The following is an 18,238-nucleotide window of genomic DNA, read 5'->3' as shown; positions in this document are numbered from 1 at the left end:
GCCCCACTCGTAATACGACGGAAACGTCACGCACCTGCCGCTGAAACAACCTCGCCGCATCATTCAGACATTGGTCGCGCCGAGGAGGGACGTAGTGGCTCTGGATTTCGACGGGCCCCTCGAGGACACCGTGCGGGCCGTCTGCCCGCTGCAATGCCGGCTGCGGCGTGGCACTGCGGGCGACGACCAGTCCGGTGAGCAGGTCGACTGGGCCGGATTACCGATCAATTTGGACTTCGCGTTCTCGCCACAGCAACGCGACAAGGTCTACAAGCAGCACCTGATGCGCAAGCGTGGCACGCAGCTTCGGCGCTCGCAGGACCGGGGCCAGTGGTGCGCCTGCGACTTCGCGGCCGACGGCCGACGCGTCTACCCGGGCGACACCGACTCCATGTCCAGTCGCTAGAACACCCGGCCGCCCGCGTCCGATCGCGCGGAGAAGAAATCACCGGGGTTGGAATTGGTCGGGCCTTCATCGGCCAACCAGTTTGCGGACTTCAGCTAAACCCGACACCATCGCTGCGCGTCGTTGAGCGGTACCTACGGGCGATCGCCGCCGACACCACGGGATCCCGATTGTCAACCGCCGCTTCCGCTGACGACTGAGCGACAGCGACGCCCGGTTTGCTGGGCGATTAATTTAAAGGGGTCGGTCGGCCCGGACCAGTCGAGCAGGTTGGAACAACGATGGTGGACGTATCGGTTATCGAAACCTCGGGGCTGGGCGACCGCAGTTACCTGGTGAGCGACGGCGATGTCGCGGTCGTCATCGACCCGCAGCGTGACATCGACCGGGTGCTGGGGCTGGCCGCGGGCCTGCGCATCACCCACGTGCTCGAAACTCACGTCCACAACGATTACGTGACCGGTGGACTGGCGCTCGCCCGAGCCACCGGCGCCGCATATGTTCTCCCCGCCGGGGAAGACGCCGAATTCTCGTACCAGCCCATCGGTGACGGCGACCGAATCGACACGGGCGGAATCCAGCTCCAGGCGCTATCCACGCCCGGGCACACGCACCACCACGTCAGCTACGTGCTGCGCGACACTGCCGGCCAAACGGTCGGGGTGTTCACCGGCGGATCCATGTTGTTCGGCAGCACAGGTAGGACCGACCTGGCAGGCGAGGAGCATGCCGCCGAATTGACCCGGCTGCAGCATCGGTCGGTTCGCCGGATTGCGGGCGAATTGCCGGCGAGCACGGCCGTGTATCCCACCCATGGCTTCGGAAGCTTCTGTTCGGCCGCTCCCACGGACAGCGACGAGTCGACGATCGGTGACGAACGCCAAACCAATCCGGCGCTGATCCAGGACGAACGGGAGTACGTCGAGCAACTGCTGTCTGAGCTTTCCGCTTACCCCGCCTACTACGCACACATGGGCGTGATCAACAGGAAGGGTCCCGAAGCACCGGACCTCTCCCCGATAAGGCCGGTGCACACCGACGAGCTTCACGCGCGAATCGATGCCGGCGAATGGGTCGTCGACTTGCGCAACCGAACAGCGTTCGCGTCCGGACATCTGGCCGGAACGTATGGCTTCGAGTTTTCCGGCTCCTTCGTCAATTACCTTGGCTGGCTCTACGCTTGGGGCGCACCGCTGACCCTAATCGGAGAAGACGCCGCGCAGGTGGCCAAAGCCCAGCGTGAGCTCTCCCGCATCGGCGTCGACCGACTGACCGGCAGCACCACCGGCGACATCCGCGCCCTCGCAGCGGGATCCGAGCTCAGAAGCTACCGCGTCGCCAACTTCGAGGATCTGGTCGACGCGCTCGACGACGAGCGTGTCCTCGTCCTGGACGTCCGCCAAGCCGGCGAATTCGACAACGGGCATGTGCGCGACGCGGTCAACGTGGCATTGCACGAGCTGCCCCAGCGAATTGGCGAGCTCCCCGCGGACCGCGCCTTGTGGATCCATTGCGCCAGCGGCTACCGTGCATCGATCGCGGCGGCCCTCCTCGACCGCAATCAGCGCCACGTCGTGCTCATCGACGACGAGTACGGCAACGCCGAAAAGCTCGGGATAACAACGTCCACCACACCTGGGGAGAAAGCATGAGCGCACCCACCGCCGACACCATCACCTCTATAGAGCTGCGCGGGCTGATCGGATCGCCCGAATCCCCCCGTCTTGTCGACGTGCGGACCCCCGCGGAATTCGAAACCGCGCATATCGCCGGATCTGTCAACGTGCCCCTCGACCTCTTGCACCAACACGGCGCCGAGATCGCCGAGCGCCTTGGCCGCGACGACGACGTGGTGCTGGTGTGCCGTTCGGGACAACGTTCGACGAAGGCGCAAGCCCTGTTACGCGATGCCGGGCTGACCACTGGGCGGGTGCTGGAAAAGGGCATCACCGATTGGGAGGGCCAAGGTTTCGAGGTGGACCGCGGCGCGCAACGTTGGGAACTGGAGCGTCAGGTTCGGCTCGTCGCCGGATCGGTGGTGCTGTCGTCGGTCCTGGGCAGCGCAGCGGTACCACGGCTGAAGTGGGTGGCCGCCGCCATCGGCGGTGGGCTGACGTACGCCGCGCTGAGCAACACCTGTACCATGGCCACGGCGCTGTCCAAATTGCCGTACAACCGCGGAGCCACCTCCGACGTCAAGAAGGTGCTGTCCCAAATCCCGGGCTAAGCCGGCCCGCGGCGTTCACCTCACCCTCGACGCTGATCCCGCAGACCGCGATACCACTGTGGGAGAACCGATTCCGGTCAGAATCCCTTGCCGGCCTGTCAACGATTGCGCGGGGCCGGTTGTCCATACATCGCCACCACGACGGTGCGGTCCATGCTGTTCTCCGACCACACCCCCATCGAGCTATTCGCGCAGTCGCGGATGATCGCCATATCGTCGGGGTTGTAATACCACTGGTTGACCAGCTCCAGGCTGCTGATGGCGATGGCCGGGTTGATCGCGATCGTTTCGGACGCCTTGCCGCGGAAGCCGGCGGCGTTGGCCCGGTCCTGCGGCGTCGACCCGTCGGATCCGATGTCATCGTTGATGTTTCGGTTGTTCATCATGTCGTCGGCGTGCCATTGCGCGGCCAGCGTCAGGGCGTTGTCCCGGATGACGTCGTTAGTGCAGCCCGCCTGGTGTTGCAAGGTGTAGACGGCGGAGACGACGGCGCTGTTGAGTCGCTTGTTGTCGGCATGCGCGCTTGCCGGTTCCAGCAGCATCGGCGCAGCGAGAAGCACGGCCGCGGGCAGTGCGCGTAGCCATCGGATCATGACCACTCCGCTCACACCGGGTCGAAATGCGAAACCAGCCATCGGCCGTTGACCCTCTCCAACGCCACCCGGATAACCGGCTGCGTGTCGGTGGGAGCACCCTCCCCGATCGTGACGGTCTGATTGACATACAGCAAAACCACGGCGTGATTGGCCGTCACCGAAACTGGTGCCGCCGCACTCACTTTGGCCACCGCGGTGATGCGCTTTTCCTTCGCACCCGGGATGACCACCTGACGGGTGAGCTCCGTATAGGCGTCCTTGAAGTCTCCCGTCAGTCGCTCGCGCGCGGCGGCCAGGTCCTTGTCCACCGAATCCGCCTTATACGAAAGCAGGGCGACGGCGTCTTCGCTCGCGGCCCGCACCGATTCCGCTCGCACTCGCGCGAGGTCATCGGACGAGGCCACCACCCACTTGAAGTAGCCCGCGCCGAGCGCCAGCAGCAACGCCAATGCGGGCAGCACCGCGTACGCGACAACCCGGGACCACGCGATCGGTGGCCTCGCCCGCGTGGTGCCGGGCTCGTCGTCAGAGCCCTCTTCGACGTCGGGAGCATCTGATTCCTCTAGCACCGCGTCGTCGACGTCGACCAGTTCCTGGTCCTGCGTGGCGGTTTCACTCAATGTCGTCATGGTACGAACACCACGTTCGACACCTTGGCGTCGTCGCCGACCGACCGGACCTCGATCCGCATGCGCCACTCCCGGGGCGCCTCCTCGCCGCCGGCGGTGCGCGACTTCACCGCGACCGCCACCAACACCTGGGCCGCATCGCCGCGCTGGGACTCCAAGCCGGCATCGGTCACCGTGCCTTCGGATTTGGACTGCGCTGCCTTGACGACCTCGATGAACGGCTTGGACCGCTGTTCGAAATCTTCGCGGAAGCCTCCGGTGGCCAGATCGAGGATGCGCTGCACGTCGGCATCGACCTCCGTGTAGTTGATGGTGGTGAGGTTCACGGCGCCCTGACGCGCCACCTGCACGAACAGATCACGCTGCGCTTGGGCCTCGTGCGTCCGGTAGGCCCGGAAGCCCAGCCATCCGGTCAACCCCGCCAGCACCGCGATGGCGAGGGCGCCGGCCAATAACGCCTGCCCGGTGGGCGACAGCCGCGGGATCACCCGGTTCCGCACGCGCGCGAGCCGGCTATTCGCACCCGCTTGATCCTCAGCGATGTCGTCGGCCTCGCTGACCTGTTCGGCGGCCACCGTCGATTCGCTGAGTTCCTCGGCGGAATCGTCGGTTTCGTGCTTCTCGGTATCTTCAGCCATCTTGCTCCTTCTGCTTAAGCCGGCGGCACCAGAAGTGACTGCCAGTTCTTGGCACGCGGGTGGGCCAGGTCGAATTCGGTGTAGCGGCGCCCGTCTGGCCCGATGTAGTCGCCGTTGGCCGGGTCGTAGGTGGCGACGGCGAGCGGCGGCGGCGCGGGTGCCGGCGGCGCGGTGCCCCGCGGCGGTGGGAGCCGCGGGTCTTGTCCGGGCGGGTACATCGGTACACCCTGACCGCTGTAGGTGGCGTTCGGGTCGCCCTTCCAGTTGTAGCCGTCGTTGAGCGGTACGTATTCTTCGTCGCTTTCGCACAATTCGACAGTGGGGGCACGTTTTTCCGGCTTGCTCTCACACGGGATGTTCCGGACCCCGCGAACGTTGAACTCCGAATCCTGCGGGACGCGGCAGAAGAGATCCGCGGCGGGTCGGTCGGGTGCGTCCACGTTGGCCGGGGACCGGCGCTGCGTGGGCGGCAGGTATCCCGTCGTGCATGGCGGCGGCAGATTGATGTTGAGGTTGAAGTCCAATTGCGCGCCGCGGTACTCCTGTTTGGTGTTGGAGCTGGGCACGACGATTGCGGCCATCGCCGCGATGCCCTGGGGGAAGAGCACCAGAAGTTGTTCTATGTCATGCCGGTAGACGACGGCAATGTCGCCCAGGCTGACCAGGTTCGCGAACAGCACCGGCAGCGCCGGCGACACCCGGTCGAGCAGCGTCCGACTTTCCTCCACCCCGTTGGTCCCCTGCGTCAAAAGGTCGCGGAAGGCGGCGTCCTGCGCCTTGAACTGGGCGGTGATCGCCGCGGTTCGACTGGCCCACCTTTCAATCGAATCCGACGTTTGGATCTGGGAGTCGAGGACCGGAGGCGTCTGGTCGATCAAGGCGGCAAGCGGCCCGACGGTCTGCCCCCCGGCGATGGCCAGCGCCGCCGACCCGTCGACGATTCGCGACAACTCGGGTCCGAGACCGCCGACCGCGCGATCCGTCTCGTTGACCACGGTGCGCAGGTTGTCGCGCGGAATCGCCTGCAGCGCACGGTTGGTCACGTCGAGCAGGTGCCCGATGTCGACGGGCACGTCGACTCGGCCGGCGGGGATGACATCGCCCGCTCGCAGCGCCCGGCCGTGATCACCGTCCTTGCCGGGCTGAGGGGTGAGCTCGATGTATTGCTCGCCGATGGCCGAGCGGCTGTGCACGGACGCCTGGACGTCGGCGGGCACCTTGACGCCCGACCTGATGGCGAGCACCGCGCGGACCCCGGTTGCGGTCACATCGACCGACTTGACCTGACCGATGTCGGTGCCGCGATAGGTGACCACGGAGGTCTGGTAGAGCCCGCCCGACTCGGGCAGGTCGACGGTGACGACGTACTCCCCGATCCCGAAGAGGGTTTCGGGCAGCTTCATGTAATTGAACGCCATTGCCCCGCAGGACAGGACGGTCACCAGGGACAGGATCGACAACTGGATCCAGGTCCGGCGGTTCAGACGCAGCACTCAGTACCCCCCGAAGTGATATGGGTAGGTCAGGGGGTTGCCCGCGGTGGCCGGGCTGGGCTGCATCCCGATCGTCCGCCCCCACTGCAGTTCGAGCTGGGTGAGGTTGCCCTCCCACCGCGAGCCGGTGAAGAAGCCGGTGTCGAGGCGGCTCAACGTGAGATCGACGATCAGGGTGAGGTTGGCGTAGTCGCCGCGGAACCAATTCCTCGCGGTCGACGCCGGCCACGGGTAGGCCACCAAGCCATCCAGCCCTTTGGTCAAGGCCGGTCCCGCGTCAGCGAGTGAGCGCAGGACCGGCGCGATATTGCGCAAGTTGTTGACCAGAGATTCCTTGCTCTGGCGCACGGTGTCGGCCGCGATGGCGCTGAACTTGCCGAGTTGGTCGATCGCGTCGGCGATCTTGGTGCGCTCGTCGGCCAACACCGTCAGCGCTTTCGGCACGGTCGTCAACGCCTTATCGACCACCGGGTCCTTGTCGGCGAACTGGCCGACCAGCGAGTTGAGATTCTCGGCGGCGGCAATGATGTCGTCGGTTTGATCGTTGGTCCGGGCGATGAATTCGTCCAGCTGGCGCAGCAGGCTGCGCATGTCGTTCTCGCGTCCGGCGAATGCCTTGGCGATCGCCTGCGTGATCTCCTGCAGCTGCCCAATTCCTCCGCCGTTGAGCAGGACTGAGACGGAAGCCAGGGTCTGCTCGGTGGTCGGGTACATGCTCGCGTGCGACAGCGGGATGAGCGAACCGTCTTTCAGTTGGCCGACCGGCGGTTCGTCCTTGGGCGCGGCGAGTTCGATATGCATCGATCCGAGCAGGCTGGTCTGCCCCAGCTTGGCCGTCGCGTTGGCCGGCAGGTGGACATCGCCGTTGATGCGCATGGTGACCAGCGCGTGCCAATCCTGCAGCTGGATCTTGGTCACATTGCCGACGTTGACGTCGTCGACCCGAACCCGGGTGTTCTCCTGAATCGTGACGACATCGGGCATTTGGGCCTGGATCGTATAGGCATCGGGGCCGTTGCCGGAGGTGCCGGGAAGGGTGAACGAGTTCAGCCCCTTCCAGCCGCAGCCGGTGAGCCCGCCCAGGCAGGCGAGGACGAGCGCCGCCGTCATCGCGCGCCTCATGACACACCTGCCGGGAGCATCAAGTCCCGCAGCACCTGCGTTGAATTGACCGTGCCACTCGGCGCGGGCGGCGGCGCTTGCGCGGGTGGCGCTTCGGCGGCCGGCGGCGTCGGCGCTTCGGGCGGTGGTGGGGGCGCGTCGGGCGGCGGTGCCGGAGGCGTATACCCGGGCCGGAGCCAATCCTCGCTGTAGGTGATCTCGCTGGGGCGGGCCTGGGTGCCGACAAAGGGGTTGAGGCCCGCCGGGATGTAGTTGTAGAGCCGGTTTTTGATGATCGGGTTGATGTATTGCAGGCACAGCTTCGACACCCGGTCCAACCGGGCCCGCGACGCCGCCTCGATCGAGCTGCAGATCCACTGCGGGATGTCGGCGAAGTTGTTCAACGCGATGATGCCGGTCATCGCGCTTTGAGCCGGCTGGTAGATGTTCAGGAAGTTCTGGAACACCGTCGGCGCGATGTGCAGGATCTGCTTGATGTCCATGCGGCTGTCGTTCAACGCGGTCGTCACGGAGCCCAGCCGGTCGAAGGTAACCCCCATGGCTTCCCGGTTTTCGGCCAGAAAGTCGCGCAGATCGGTCAGCGCACCGTCGAGGCCCTTGACCGCATTGGCGACTTCGCCGGGCGTGTTCGTCAGCAGCGTCGTGACGGCGGCCAGGTTCTCGTTGAACGAGGCCAGCAAGTCACTGCTGGAGGACAGCGCCGAGACCAGCAGCTGCAGGTTGCGCACGGTGCTGAAGATGTCGTCGGCGTGATCGCCGAGTGCGGAGATCGCGGCGGACAGCTTGATCACGGTGTCGCGGGCGGTGTCGCCCTGGCCGCGCACGTTGTCGGCGGTGGAGTTGATGAATTCTCCGAGCGAATTCACCCCGTCCGGGGAGGTCGGCTGCAACGCGTCGGTCAGTTTCTCCAGCTGCTTGCGGAAGTCGTCCCATTCGACGGGGACGGCGGTGCGGCCCAGCGGGATCGACGCGCCGGGGCTCAGTTTGGGACCGCCCGAATAGGCGGGAACGAGTTGGACCGCCCGCGGAGTCACCAGCGACGGGGACAGAATCGCCGCGCGGGCGTTGGCGGGGATGGCGTATTGCTTGTCGACGGAGAAGGTCACCTTTGAGCTGTCGGGTTGCGGTTCGATCTTGTCGATCACCCCGACCGTGACGCCGAGGATGCGCACGTCGTCGCCGACGAACAAGCCGTTGGCTTCCGTGAAATAGGCCGTGTAGGTGTTCCTTTCGACCTCCTTCCACAGCTTCGAGCCGACCAGGAACGAAGCCACGGCAAGGGTGCCGATCAGGCTGACGGCGGTCAGGCGTTGCAGAGTGCGGCGGCTTATCTTCACTGTCCCCCCGCTTGACCGTTGACGGGCGCCGGCTCGGGCTCAGGCGGCGGGCCCGGCGCCGGGCCCGGCGAGGGGGGCTGGGACCAGATCGGGTGCGGCGCTTGCTCCGGCGGCACGGGGGGCGTTCCGGTGGGTGGGTCCACCGATTCCGAAGGAAGCTTCTGCTCGGGGTCCAGGAACCGGTTGTACATGCGGGCGTCGATCGTCGGCCCGCTGATCTGCCCCGGGATCAGGTTCGCCACGTAGGCCTTGAAAAACGGTCCGGAGCCCAGGCATTCGCCGAACGACATCGCGTAGCGTTTGAACTTGGGCAGGCTCGCCTGGATGTCCTGCTTGCGGTTGTCGAGGACCTCGAGCACGCCGTTGAGCTTGTCGAGGGCGGGCTTCAGCTGAGTCCTGTTGTCGTTGACGAGCCCTGAAACCTGATGTGACACCGCGGTGAGATTGTTCATCAGCGCGTCGATGGAATCGCGTTCGTCGAGCAGCGCGGCCAGCAGCGCATTCGAGTCCGCCACCAGAGCGGCGATCTGCTGGCTGCGTCGGCCCAGCACCGTCGAGACCTTGTTGGCGTTCCCCAGCAGGCTGCGCAGCTGGGCGTCGCGGTTGTTCAGTGTCTCGGAGAAACGGGCAACGCCCTCCAGTGCGGGCCTGACCTCCGACGGTGTCTGCCGGAAGGTGTCCGCCAAAGTCGTTAACGCAGAGGATAATTGCGTGGTGTCCAGTCCGCTGATCTCGGTCGTCAAGTCCCCGAGCGCGTCGGGAAGATCGTAGGGCGAGTGGGTCCGTTCCAGCGGAATGGTGCCGGCTAACTTCCCTTCTCCGCGTGGCGTGAGCTCGAGCATCTTGGCGCCCAGTATGGTTTCGGTCTTGATCGCGGCTTCCGTGCGGTCCCCCAACGTGATGAAGTTACGGACGGTGAAGCTGACTCGAACCTTGGTGCCTTCTAATTTGATGCCGGTGACCCTCCCGACACCCATGCCGGAAACGCGCACCGAGTTACCCGCTCGGATGCCGCCGGCCTCCGAGAAGTAGGCCGCGTAGTCGTTGGTGTTCTTGATGAATGGCAGCTTGTCGTATTTGAAGGCCGCGACGGTCACGCACACCAAGATGAAGACGCCCATCGCGCCGATCTTCCACGGGCTTCGCCGGCCGCCGGCTTTGGTTTTGGACTGGCTCATTGCGGCGTGCACCGCCCGCTCGGCTGGCCGAACAGCTTGATGAAGATCGGATTGCCCCCCTTCCCGTTGACTTTCATCAGGACCTCGCAGAAGTAGAACCCGAAGTAGTCGCCGTTCAGGCCTTGCCGGGCGAGTACCTGATAGATGTCGGGAAGTTGCTTGAGGAGGTTGTCGACATAGTCACGGTCGGAGAGCACCTGCGCCGACATGCGGTCCGTCTCGTGCACGACGTCTTTGATCGGCTGGCGGGCCTGGACGAGCAGGTTGGCGACCGAGCCGGCCGCCGCGTTGACGTAGGCGAGCCCGGTGGAGATGTCATCCTTGCGTTGCGCCAAGCCATTCACGAACTGGGACAGCTTGTCCAGGCCGTCGGAGAATTCGTGGTCGCGGGCGGCGAAGGTGTGCAACACGGTGTTCAGGTTGCTGATCAACTGGGTGATGAGCTCGCTGCGCCCAGCCAATGTCGAAGTCAGCATCGAGGTCTGGGCCAGCACCGAAGCGACGGTTCCGCCCTGACCCTGAAAGATGCGGAGCAACTGACCGGACAGGGCGTTGACCTGATCGGGGTCCAGCGCCCGGAACAACGGCCGGAACCCGCCGATCAGCGCATCGATGTCCAGCGCCGGGGACGTCCGTGCCAACGGGATCGTCGCGCCCGGCGGCAGGCGCTGCGCGCCGGGCCCCTCCTCCAGGGCGAGGTAGCGATCGCCGATCAGGTTTTCATAGCGCACAGCGGCTTTGGTCCCCTCGGTGAGGCGCACCCCTTTGTCCACCGAGAAGCCGATGGTGACGGTGCCGTCGCGCTGCAGGTGCAGGTCCCCGACCTTGCCGACCTCCACCCCCGCGATGCGGACGAAGTTGCCGGACTTCAGACCGGAGATGTTCGTGAAGACCGCCTGGTAGCCGGTGCGGTCTTCGAAGCGAAACTGGCCGAAGACGGCGATCAGCGTGAACGTGAAGACCGCACACACCGCGGTGAACGCCGCGATGCGCACGATGATGGCGGACATCTTTCGTCGTTTCACGGCGGCGGTTGTCCCCCCCGGTAGAAGTAACGCGGCGCTTCCGGCGGGTTCTTGGTGGTCGGGAACCAGTTGGCCCACCACGGATTGCCGACGGCCATGTTGGTACGGATCTCATTCGGGGCGGCACCCCACCCGGTGTCGGTGACCAGCGCGCGCACCGGGAAGTTGGCGCTCGGGTCGGGCAGCGACCCACAGCTGGGCTTGCCCCCCGGTCCGCCAGTGGCGTTGGTTTTCGGTAGGTGTTTGGGGTAGCGGTACGGATCGTCACCGAACAGCAGCCCGGCGTCCAAGATCACCGAATAGCCGTTGCCGCCCAACGCGTCTCGGCCCCCGTGGTCCACGTACCATTGCGCGCCCTGGAACAAGCAGGTGAAGGTCGGCGAGTACTTGTTCAGCAGCGCCGTGGTCGGATCGAGCAGGTTGATCGACCGCACGATGTTGGATTCGTTCCGGCCGATGACGTTGATGCCGGTCTGACTCAGGCCGACGGCCGACAGCAGCAGCGTGTCAAGGGACCGTTGGTTTTCGGTGAGGGTGGTGCTGGTCGTCGCCGCGGAGTCCAGGATCGACAGAATATTTTGGGCCGCATCGGAATAGATCGCTGTCGTCTTGCCGAACAGCCTCCAGTCCTTGTCGATGGTGTCCATCCGGGGGTTGACGGTCAGCAACACGCCGTTCGCCCCGGTGATGGCCTGCCCGAGCCGTTCGCCTTTGCCGCGCAACGCTTCCGAGAAGGCGGACAAGATCGAGTTCAGCTTTGCCGGGTCGATCGCATGGACCACCGATTGAAGATTCTCAAAAACGGTGTTGACCTCGACCGTCACGTTGCGCGAGTGCAGCACCGCGCCGGGTTTGAGCGGAGTCGCGCTGGGGTGTTCCGGCACGATCAGGTCGACGTATTTCGACCCGAAGGCCGTGGTCGACTTGATCTCCGCCTCGAGATTGCTCGGCAGGTACTTGAACGGGCCGGGTTGCATCTTGAGTTGCAGCTGAGCGGCTTTCACGTCGGTGCCGATCGACCCCACCTGGCCGACCTGCACGCCGCGCAGCTTGACCTTGGCGCCCTGCTCCATCACGAGCCCGGCCCGGTCCGACACCAGCGTCAACGGGATCGTTTCCTGGAATTTGCCCGAGAACGCCCCCGCGGTCAACGCGATGATCGCCGCCACAAGAATGAACAGAGTGGGCGCCCACCAGATCGGATCGATTCTGCTGCGACGCACCCGATTCCGTTGCCGAGACCCGCTCGCGCTGTGATTGCTCATGCAGTCATCCCGACAGGTTGAAGTTGCCGGACTGCCCGTAGACGGACAACGAAATCGCCAGGCAGACAAACGCCGTGACGATCATCGATGACCGCACCGAACGCCCGACAGCCTCCCCCACGCCGGCGGGACCACCTGTCGCGGTGAAACCGTAATACGTGTGCACGACCATCACGCCGGTCGCCATGGTGAGGGCCGCGAGAAACGACCAGAACAAGTCGGTGGGGCGCAAGAACGTGGAGAAGTAGTGCTCGTACACCCCGCGTGACTGGCCGTAGCTGTAAATCGTCAGGAACTTGGCCGCGATGAACGACATCAGCACCGCGACGGCGTAGAGCGGGATGACGACCAGGATTCCGGCGATGATCCGTGTCGATGACAGGTACGTGATGGCGCGGATGCCCATCACCTCCAGCGCGTCGATCTCCTCGTTGATCCGCATGGCCCCCAGTTGCGCGGTCGCGCCCGCACCGATCGTGGCTGCCAGCGCCAGGCCGGCGGTGCACGGCGCGATCATCCGAACATTCAAGAAGGCCGACAGGAACCCGGTCAGCGCCTCGACGCCGACGTTGGACAGCGTGTCGTAGCCCTGGACGGCGACCAGGGCGCCGGTGGTCAGGGTGAGGAAGCCGATAATGCCCACGGTGCCCCCGATCACCGCCAAAGCACCTGTGCCCATGCCCATCTCGGCGATCAGCCGAAGCAGTTCGCCCGGGTAGCGTCGTACCGCGTCGATGATGTTGGCCAGGGATTGCCCGTAAAACGCGGTCTGCTCACCGAGCTTGCGGGCGTAATCGGTCGCCCTCGGGCCAAGGCCGATGATCCACGACGGCTCCCCCGCTGCATCGGTCATTTCGCGGTGACCTTCACGCCGAGCGCGGTGAGGACGATATTGATGAAAAACAGTGCCATGAAAGAAAAGACCACCGTCTCGTTGACGGCATTGCCGACGCCGGTAGGACCGCCGCCCACCGACAGGCCCTTGTAGCAAGCGATCAGCCCCGCCGACAACCCGAACAGCGTGGCCTTGATCAGCGACGTCACTACCTGGGGCAGCCCCGTGACGAGCGTCATTCCCGCGACGAAGGCCCCTGGCGTGACGTGCTGAACGAAGACCACGAAAACGTAGCTGCCCGCCAGCCCGGTGACCGCGACCACCGAGTAGAGCAGGACCGCGACGAACGTGGCCGCGATGATGCGCGGAACCACCAGGGCCTGAACGGGATCGACGCCGATCACCCTCATCGCGTCGATCTCCTCGCGGATGGTGCGGGCGCCCAGGTCGGCGCACATCGCGGTCGACCCGGCACCGGAGACGACCATCGCCGTGACGACGGGCCCGACCTGCGTCACCGACGCCAGACCCGCGCCGGCGCCGGACAGATCACCGGCGCCGATCTCGACCAGCAAGATGTTCAGGACGAAGACGATGAGGACCGTGTACGGGATCGACAGCATGATCGTCGGAAAGATGGACACCCGCGCGACGAACCAGATCTGCTCCAGCAACTCCCGCCACGCCCACGGGCCCCGCACCGCGGCGATCAGCGCTTGGGCGCTGAGGAGGAAGAACTCGCCCAACGCGTTCATGGGCTTCGCGATGGCGGAGCCGTTCACGAGGCTCACTCCGCCCGACCGCCGTCCATATGCCCCAATCCCGTGTTCCATTCTCGTAATGCAATCAATGCGCCGGCAATTAGCCAGCGCGAAAGCACCGGTTGTTGTTACACGCCGACCGCGGTGTCAGTTTGTGCGCGCCTAGATCACGCGAGGAATTTACGGGCAAACCCAAAACCGCGTCAGGGTTGGAATCAACACGAAGCTAACTTGGTCAATGCGACTAACGCTCCGCGATGGGCTCGTGCCGTCTGCACACCCGGCACGCGAAAACAGAGGGAACCCCAGGTTGTGGCGCTGATCCGTCGTTCGAGTTCAGACCGCGGGGCACCCGGCCGGTGGGGCGCGAAGACGCGCGGGCCAGCAGGCGGCGAATGTCACAGACTTCGCGGAGCGCCTCGGCAGCGGGAACGCGGAATGGCCGCTCGTCGCGTGACGAGTCTTCCGTTGCCAACAACTTGGTTGAGCGCCCACGGCCACCGTCCCGTTCGGCTATCGCCGCCAGACGACACGGTGCGGATCATCGGCGCTCAAAGCAATGGTTAGGTTCAGGATGAGGCTAAAAGCGCGGATAGCGACGGCATTTCCGCCCGGATACGCTTAGTCGGGTGACCGATACCCCGTCCTCCTACCTGGTGTTGGCCTCCCAACGCAGCGGTAGCACACTCCTGGTCGAATCGCTGCGCGCGACCGGCGTCGCAGGCGAGCCGCAAGAGTTCTTTCAATACTTGCCCGCCACCAGCCAGGCGCCCCAGCCGCGGGAGTGGTTCGCCGGCGTGGAGGACGAATCAATCCTGAGCCTGCTTGACCCGCTGGACCCCGGAACACCGGACCTCGCGCCGCCCGAGATTTGGCGTGACTACATCCGGACGGTCGGGCGGACACCGAACGGGATCTGGGGCGGCAAGCTGATGTGGAACCAGACGCCACTCTTGCTGAACCGCGCGAAGAATCTCCCGGATCGCAGCGGCGACGGTCTGCTGGCCGCCATCACCGACGTGGTGGGCGAAGAGCCGCTCTTCATCTATGTGCATCGGCCCGATGTCATTTCGCAGGCGGTGTCGTTCTGGCGAGCGGTGCAGACGCGGGTGTGGCGAGGCAGGCCGGACCCGGCGCGCGATGCGCGCGCCACCTATCACGCCGGCGCGATCGCGCACGTCGTCACCATGCTGCGCGCCCAAAACGAGGGTTGGCGGAATTGGTTCGCCGAGGAAGGCGTCAAGCCGATGGAGATCCCCTATCCGGTGTTGTGGCGCAACCTGACTCAGGTGGTGGCCTCCATTCTGGAGGCGCTGGGGCTGGACCCACGGCTGGCCCCCGAGCCCGTACTGGAACGTCAGGCCGACCAGCGCTCCGATGAGTGGGTGGACCGGTACCGCGCGGACGCCGAGAAGCTCGGCCTGCCAACCTGACCCACATCTAGATTCAGCACGAGCCAATCACTTGGTCGTCGCACGACGAGACGCGACCATTCCGTCAGCGAAGTGTGGCGTCGAAGGCCGCCCTGGACGAATGAGGAGCACCGAACGTGAGTGAAGGCGTGCCGACTGAAGGCGACCAAGAAACGTCGCGACCGCCCGGCTGGGCCGCGCGGCTCGGCTCGATATCGGTGGACTGGTGGGCGACCGCGGTCGCCGGTGTGATCGTCGCGTTGGCAGTCGCCGACGCGCTTCCGAAGATCCCGTGGTGACGCCCGTGAGCACCCTTCGCACCGAGCCCGACGAGACCTCCGCTGAGGCCACTTTCACCAGCACCCGCCCGCTCGACTACCTCCCCGGCATCCTGCTTCTCATCGGGGTCGGCCTGCTGGGCAAGTACGCCCAGATCTGGTGGAACGCGCTGGCCAAACACCAGCACCTGACCCTTCCCGACATCGAATACGTGTTGTGGGCCATCGTGATCGGGCTGCTGATCACCAACACCGTCGGCCTGCACCCGATCTTCCGACCCGGCGTGCTGACCTACGAATTCTGGCTGAAGGTCGGGATTGTGGCGTTGGGTTCGCGTTTCGTGCTGGGCGATATCGCCAAACTGGGCGGCATCAGCCTGGTACAGATCCTGGTGGACATGACGATCGCCGGAACGATCATCATCGTGGCGGCGCGCGCTTTCGGGCTGTCGGGCAAGCTCGGCTCATTGCTGGCGATCGGAACATCCATCTGCGGGGTGTCGGCCATTGTCGCGGCCAAGGGCGCAATCCGGGCCCGCAACTCCGATGTCAGCTACGCGATCGCGGCGATCTTGGCCTTGGGCGCGGTGTCGCTGTTCGTGCTGCCGCCGTTGGGCCACGCGATCGGACTGACCGATCACGAATTCGGCTTGTGGGCAGGCCTTTCCGTGGACAACACCGCCGAGACCACGGCCACCGGCTACCTGTACTCTGACCATGCCGGCAAAATCGCGGTGCTGGTGAAGTCGACCCGTAACGCCCTGATCGGGTTCGTGGTCCTGGGCTTCGCGCTGTACTGGGCCGCGCGTGGCCAGGCCGTTGCGATCGCGCCCGGCGCGAAGGCCAAGGCCGCGTTCGTCTGGGACAAGTTCCCGAAGTTCGTGCTCGGCTTCCTGGTGGTCTCCGCGATCGCGACCGCGGGCTGGCTGACCAAGGGTCAAACCGCCAACCTCGCCAACGTGTCGAAATGGGCGTTCCTGCTGACCTTCGCCGGCGTGGGACTCAACACCGACATCCGCCAGATCGCGCGCACGGGGTGGCGGCCGCTGGTGGTCGCGGTCATCGGCCTCACCGTCGTCGCCGCGGTGTCGCTGGGCATCGTGTTGCTGACATCGCGCGTGTTGGGTTGGTACACGGGCACTTAGCCGTGGCCCGCCGCGCGGGGGCCGTCAACCGACGTTGGTACCACCCTCGGCGATCCTGCGCACCGCCCGGAGGAAGACGTCGATCTCCTCGAAGGTGTTGTAGAACGCGAACGACGGGCGGACGGTGGCCTCCAGCCCCAGTCGCCGGAGCGCGGGCTGCGCGCAGTGATGCCCGGCGCGCACCGCGATCCCCTCGGCGTTGAGCGCCTTACCCACTTCGAGCGGCTCGTGTCCCGCCAGCACGAAGGACAGCACGCTGGCCTTCTCGGTGGCGGTGCCCACGAGCCGGACGCCGGGAATGTCGGCGAGGCGCGGGGTCGCGTACTCCAGCAACGAGTGCTCGTAGGCCGCGATGCGTTCGATGCCCAACCGCTGCACGTAGCGCAGCGCCTCGGTCAACCCGACCGCGTCGGCGATGTTGCCGGTGCCGGCCTCGAACTTGGTCGGCGGCCCCTGATACAGCGAGCGTTCGATCGTCACATCGGCGATCATGTGGCCGCCGCCCTGCCACGGCGGCGTCTCCGTCAGTGCCTCCTCGGTACCGTAGAGTGCGCCAATTCCGGTGGGGCCGTAGATCTTATGCCCGGAGAACACGAAGAAGTCGGCGCCGAGTTCGGTCACGTCGACGGGCATGTGCTGAATCGACTGAGCTCCGTCGATCAGCACCCGGGCGCCGTAACGGTGGCCCAGCTCGACGATCTTGTCGACCGGCACCACCGTGCCGAGCGCATTGGACACCTGGGTGGCGGCCACCAACTTCGTCCGCGGACCGAGCAGTTCCTCGAATTCGCTCAGCAGCAGGTTGCCGGCGTCATCGATCGGCGCAACCTTGAGGATCGCGCCGGTCTTCTGCGAAATGAGTTGCCAGGGAACGATGTTGGCGTGGTGCTCGAGGTGGGTGATGACGATTTCGTCGCCCGGTTGCAGATGCTTTGCACCCCAGGCGTGGGCCACCAGGTTGATGGCTTCGGTGGTGCCACGGACGAACACGATGTTCTCGGGGCTCGGCGCCCCGATGAAGTCGGCCACCGTGTCACGCGCCTCTTCGTACGCATCGGTGGCCCGGGCCGCCAATTCGTGTGCCGCGCGGTGAATGTTGGAGTTCTCGTGGGCGTAGAAGTGTGACAGCCGGTCGATCACCACCTGCGGCTTCTGGGTGGTCGCCGCGTTGTCGAACCAGATCAACGGCTTTCCGTTGACGACCTCCTTCAGGATCGGAAAGTCCGCCCGGATCGCGTTGACGTCGAACACCTCGTGCTCGTCGGGCAGCCGCGGCACGGTCTCGGCGACGCTCAGGAAGGAGTAATTGTGCTCGTCACCTCCGGCCGTTACCGGCGTTGGCGCGGCGCCGTCCGCCCAGCCCAGGTCGGGGACCGGGGGCGCGTCGGAGCCCCAGGAGGGCACCGAGTACGGCGACGCCGCACGCGCAGCCGCGGGGACTGCCGTGGGCACCCCTGTCCCCGCCCCGGGCACGATCGGCACGATGCCATGGCCCGGCACCCCGAAACCGACGAAGTCGCCGAGCCCCGCGGCCGTGTCCGGCAGCCCGCCCCGGGGCGCGACGGGAACCGTCTGCGGCGGGGCGTCCACCTCCGGTGTCACCGGAGCCGGAAGGTAGATGTCGGTGACACCCAGCGCCGGAATCGGCGCGGGATAGACGTCCGCGGCGCCGGCGGCCGCCTGCCCGGCCGACGTGGCCGCCGTGGCGTCGGGCGCGCTGCCGCGCGGGGCGACCGGAACCGCCTGCGGTGGCGTTTCGGGTTGGGGAGACGTCGGGGCCGGAAGGTAGATGTCGGTGACACCCAGCGCCGGAATCGGCGCCGGATAGACGTCCGCGGCGCCGGCGGCCGCCTGCCCGGCCGACGTGGCGGCCGTGGCGTCGGGCGCGCTG

18 protein-coding genes are annotated in these 18,238 nt (G+C 65.9%); 6 read left to right on the top strand and 12 right to left on the bottom strand.

Annotated elements, in window-relative coordinates; translation table 11 throughout:
• Positions 1–94: 94 nt before the first annotated feature.
• From A5681_RS03335 to A5681_RS03325, 3 genes are all read left to right on the top strand, one after another.
• Complete coding sequence (locus A5681_RS03335) at positions 95–406, top strand: hypothetical protein (protein ID WP_231996203.1); 312 nt, start codon at positions 95–97, stop codon at positions 404–406.
• A 284-nt stretch (positions 407–690) separates the two neighbouring features.
• Positions 691–2,058, top strand: a complete 1,368-nt coding sequence (locus tag A5681_RS03330; RefSeq protein WP_067269354.1) for an MBL fold metallo-hydrolase — start codon at positions 691–693, stop codon at positions 2,056–2,058.
• Positions 2,055–2,633, top strand: a complete 579-nt coding sequence (locus A5681_RS03325) for a rhodanese-like domain-containing protein (protein ID WP_067269342.1) — start codon at positions 2,055–2,057, stop codon at positions 2,631–2,633. The genes A5681_RS03330 and A5681_RS03325 overlap by 4 nt, the downstream gene beginning before the upstream one ends.
• Before the next feature lie 98 nt (positions 2,634–2,731).
• On the opposite strand, the gene A5681_RS03320 is transcribed toward A5681_RS03325, so the two are convergent.
• The 11 genes from A5681_RS03320 to A5681_RS03270 are packed head-to-tail and all read right to left on the bottom strand — an operon-like array spanning position 2,732 to position 13,533.
• Positions 2,732–3,226 carry a CAP domain-containing protein gene (locus A5681_RS03320; protein WP_067269353.1) on the bottom strand — a complete coding sequence of 165 codons (495 nt, stop codon included), beginning with the start codon at positions 3,224–3,226 and terminating at the stop codon, positions 2,732–2,734.
• 11 nt (positions 3,227–3,237) lie between these two features.
• The gene (locus tag A5681_RS03315) at positions 3,238–3,858 is read right to left on the bottom strand and encodes a hypothetical protein (RefSeq protein WP_231996202.1); all 621 of its coding nucleotides are present in this window, start codon (positions 3,856–3,858) and stop codon (positions 3,238–3,240) included.
• Complete coding sequence (locus A5681_RS03310) at positions 3,855–4,496, bottom strand: Mce protein (protein ID WP_067269341.1); 642 nt, start codon at positions 4,494–4,496, stop codon at positions 3,855–3,857. The genes A5681_RS03315 and A5681_RS03310 overlap by 4 nt, the downstream gene beginning before the upstream one ends.
• A 14-nt stretch (positions 4,497–4,510) precedes the next feature.
• A complete protein-coding gene (locus tag A5681_RS03305; RefSeq protein ID WP_067269340.1) occupies positions 4,511–5,989 on the bottom strand; it encodes an MCE family protein in 1,479 nt (492 codons plus the stop codon).
• Positions 5,990–7,111: an MCE family protein gene (locus tag A5681_RS03300; protein WP_067269339.1), complete on the bottom strand. Its 1,122-nt coding sequence runs from the start codon at positions 7,109–7,111 to the stop codon at positions 5,990–5,992. It lies immediately after the preceding gene.
• Complete coding sequence (locus A5681_RS03295; RefSeq protein ID WP_067269337.1) at positions 7,108–8,448, bottom strand: MCE family protein; 1,341 nt, start codon at positions 8,446–8,448, stop codon at positions 7,108–7,110. The genes A5681_RS03300 and A5681_RS03295 overlap by 4 nt, the downstream gene beginning before the upstream one ends.
• Positions 8,445–9,626 (bottom strand): MCE family protein, encoded by a 1,182-nt coding sequence (locus tag A5681_RS03290; RefSeq protein ID WP_067269335.1) that lies wholly within the window; start codon positions 9,624–9,626, stop codon positions 8,445–8,447. The genes A5681_RS03295 and A5681_RS03290 overlap by 4 nt, the downstream gene beginning before the upstream one ends.
• Positions 9,623–10,636, bottom strand: a complete 1,014-nt coding sequence (locus A5681_RS03285; RefSeq protein WP_067269333.1) for an MCE family protein — start codon at positions 10,634–10,636, stop codon at positions 9,623–9,625. The genes A5681_RS03290 and A5681_RS03285 overlap by 4 nt, the downstream gene beginning before the upstream one ends.
• Before the next feature lie 11 nt (positions 10,637–10,647).
• A complete protein-coding gene (locus tag A5681_RS03280; RefSeq protein WP_082968179.1) occupies positions 10,648–11,916 on the bottom strand; it encodes an MCE family protein in 1,269 nt (422 codons plus the stop codon).
• A gap of 4 nt (positions 11,917–11,920) precedes the next feature.
• Complete coding sequence (locus A5681_RS03275) at positions 11,921–12,769, bottom strand: ABC transporter permease (protein WP_067269329.1); 849 nt, start codon at positions 12,767–12,769, stop codon at positions 11,921–11,923.
• Complete coding sequence (locus tag A5681_RS03270; protein ID WP_067269349.1) at positions 12,766–13,533, bottom strand: MlaE family ABC transporter permease; 768 nt, start codon at positions 13,531–13,533, stop codon at positions 12,766–12,768. Before A5681_RS03270 ends, A5681_RS03275 begins: the two co-directional genes overlap by 4 nt.
• A gap of 608 nt (positions 13,534–14,141) precedes the next feature.
• Here A5681_RS03270 and stf0 point away from each other — a divergent pair.
• The 3 genes from stf0 (at position 14,142) to A5681_RS03260 (ending at position 16,347) form a co-directional block, all read left to right on the top strand.
• Positions 14,142–14,945 carry a trehalose 2-sulfotransferase gene (stf0, locus tag A5681_RS03265; RefSeq protein ID WP_067269325.1) on the top strand — a complete coding sequence of 268 codons (804 nt, stop codon included), beginning with the start codon at positions 14,142–14,144 and terminating at the stop codon, positions 14,943–14,945.
• Between the two features lie 116 nt (positions 14,946–15,061).
• The gene (locus tag A5681_RS26975; RefSeq protein ID WP_156737826.1) at positions 15,062–15,223 is read left to right on the top strand and encodes a hypothetical protein; all 162 of its coding nucleotides are present in this window, start codon (positions 15,062–15,064) and stop codon (positions 15,221–15,223) included.
• Positions 15,217–16,347, top strand: a complete 1,131-nt coding sequence (locus A5681_RS03260) for a YeiH family protein (RefSeq protein ID WP_067269324.1) — start codon at positions 15,217–15,219, stop codon at positions 16,345–16,347. Before A5681_RS26975 ends, A5681_RS03260 begins: the two co-directional genes overlap by 7 nt.
• 24 nt (positions 16,348–16,371) lie before the next feature.
• Here A5681_RS03260 and A5681_RS03255 read toward each other — a convergent pair whose 3' ends face one another.
• Positions 16,372–18,162 carry a family 2A encapsulin nanocompartment cargo protein cysteine desulfurase gene (locus tag A5681_RS03255; protein ID WP_156737828.1) on the bottom strand — a complete coding sequence of 597 codons (1,791 nt, stop codon included), beginning with the start codon at positions 18,160–18,162 and terminating at the stop codon, positions 16,372–16,374.
• Positions 18,163–18,238: the final 76 nt, after the last annotated feature.

The organism is Mycobacterium scrofulaceum (assembly GCF_001667885.1).
In the GTDB taxonomy this organism is placed as follows: Bacteria; Actinomycetota; Actinomycetes; order Mycobacteriales; family Mycobacteriaceae; genus Mycobacterium; species Mycobacterium scrofulaceum_C.
This window is presented reverse-complemented; position numbering and strand designations above follow the sequence as displayed.

Coding starts and splice junctions, on each gene's coding strand:
- A5681_RS03280 (WP_082968179.1), bottom strand. CDS start 11,916: ATGAGCAATCACAGCGCGAGCGGGTCTCGGCAACGGAATCGGGTGCGT.
- A5681_RS03320 (WP_067269353.1), bottom strand. CDS start 3,226: ATGATCCGATGGCTACGCGCACTGCCCGCGGCCGTGCTTCTCGCTGCG.
- A5681_RS03300 (WP_067269339.1), bottom strand. CDS start 7,111: ATGAGGCGCGCGATGACGGCGGCGCTCGTCCTCGCCTGCCTGGGCGGG.
- A5681_RS03290 (WP_067269335.1), bottom strand. CDS start 9,626: ATGAGCCAGTCCAAAACCAAAGCCGGCGGCCGGCGAAGCCCGTGGAAG.
- A5681_RS03325 (WP_067269342.1), top strand. CDS start 2,055: ATGAGCGCACCCACCGCCGACACCATCACCTCTATAGAGCTGCGCGGG.
- A5681_RS03275 (WP_067269329.1), bottom strand. CDS start 12,769: ATGACCGATGCAGCGGGGGAGCCGTCGTGGATCATCGGCCTTGGCCCG.
- A5681_RS03285 (WP_067269333.1), bottom strand. CDS start 10,636: ATGTCCGCCATCATCGTGCGCATCGCGGCGTTCACCGCGGTGTGTGCG.
- A5681_RS03315 (WP_231996202.1), bottom strand. CDS start 3,858: ATGACGACATTGAGTGAAACCGCCACGCAGGACCAGGAACTGGTCGAC.
- A5681_RS03310 (WP_067269341.1), bottom strand. CDS start 4,496: ATGGCTGAAGATACCGAGAAGCACGAAACCGACGATTCCGCCGAGGAA.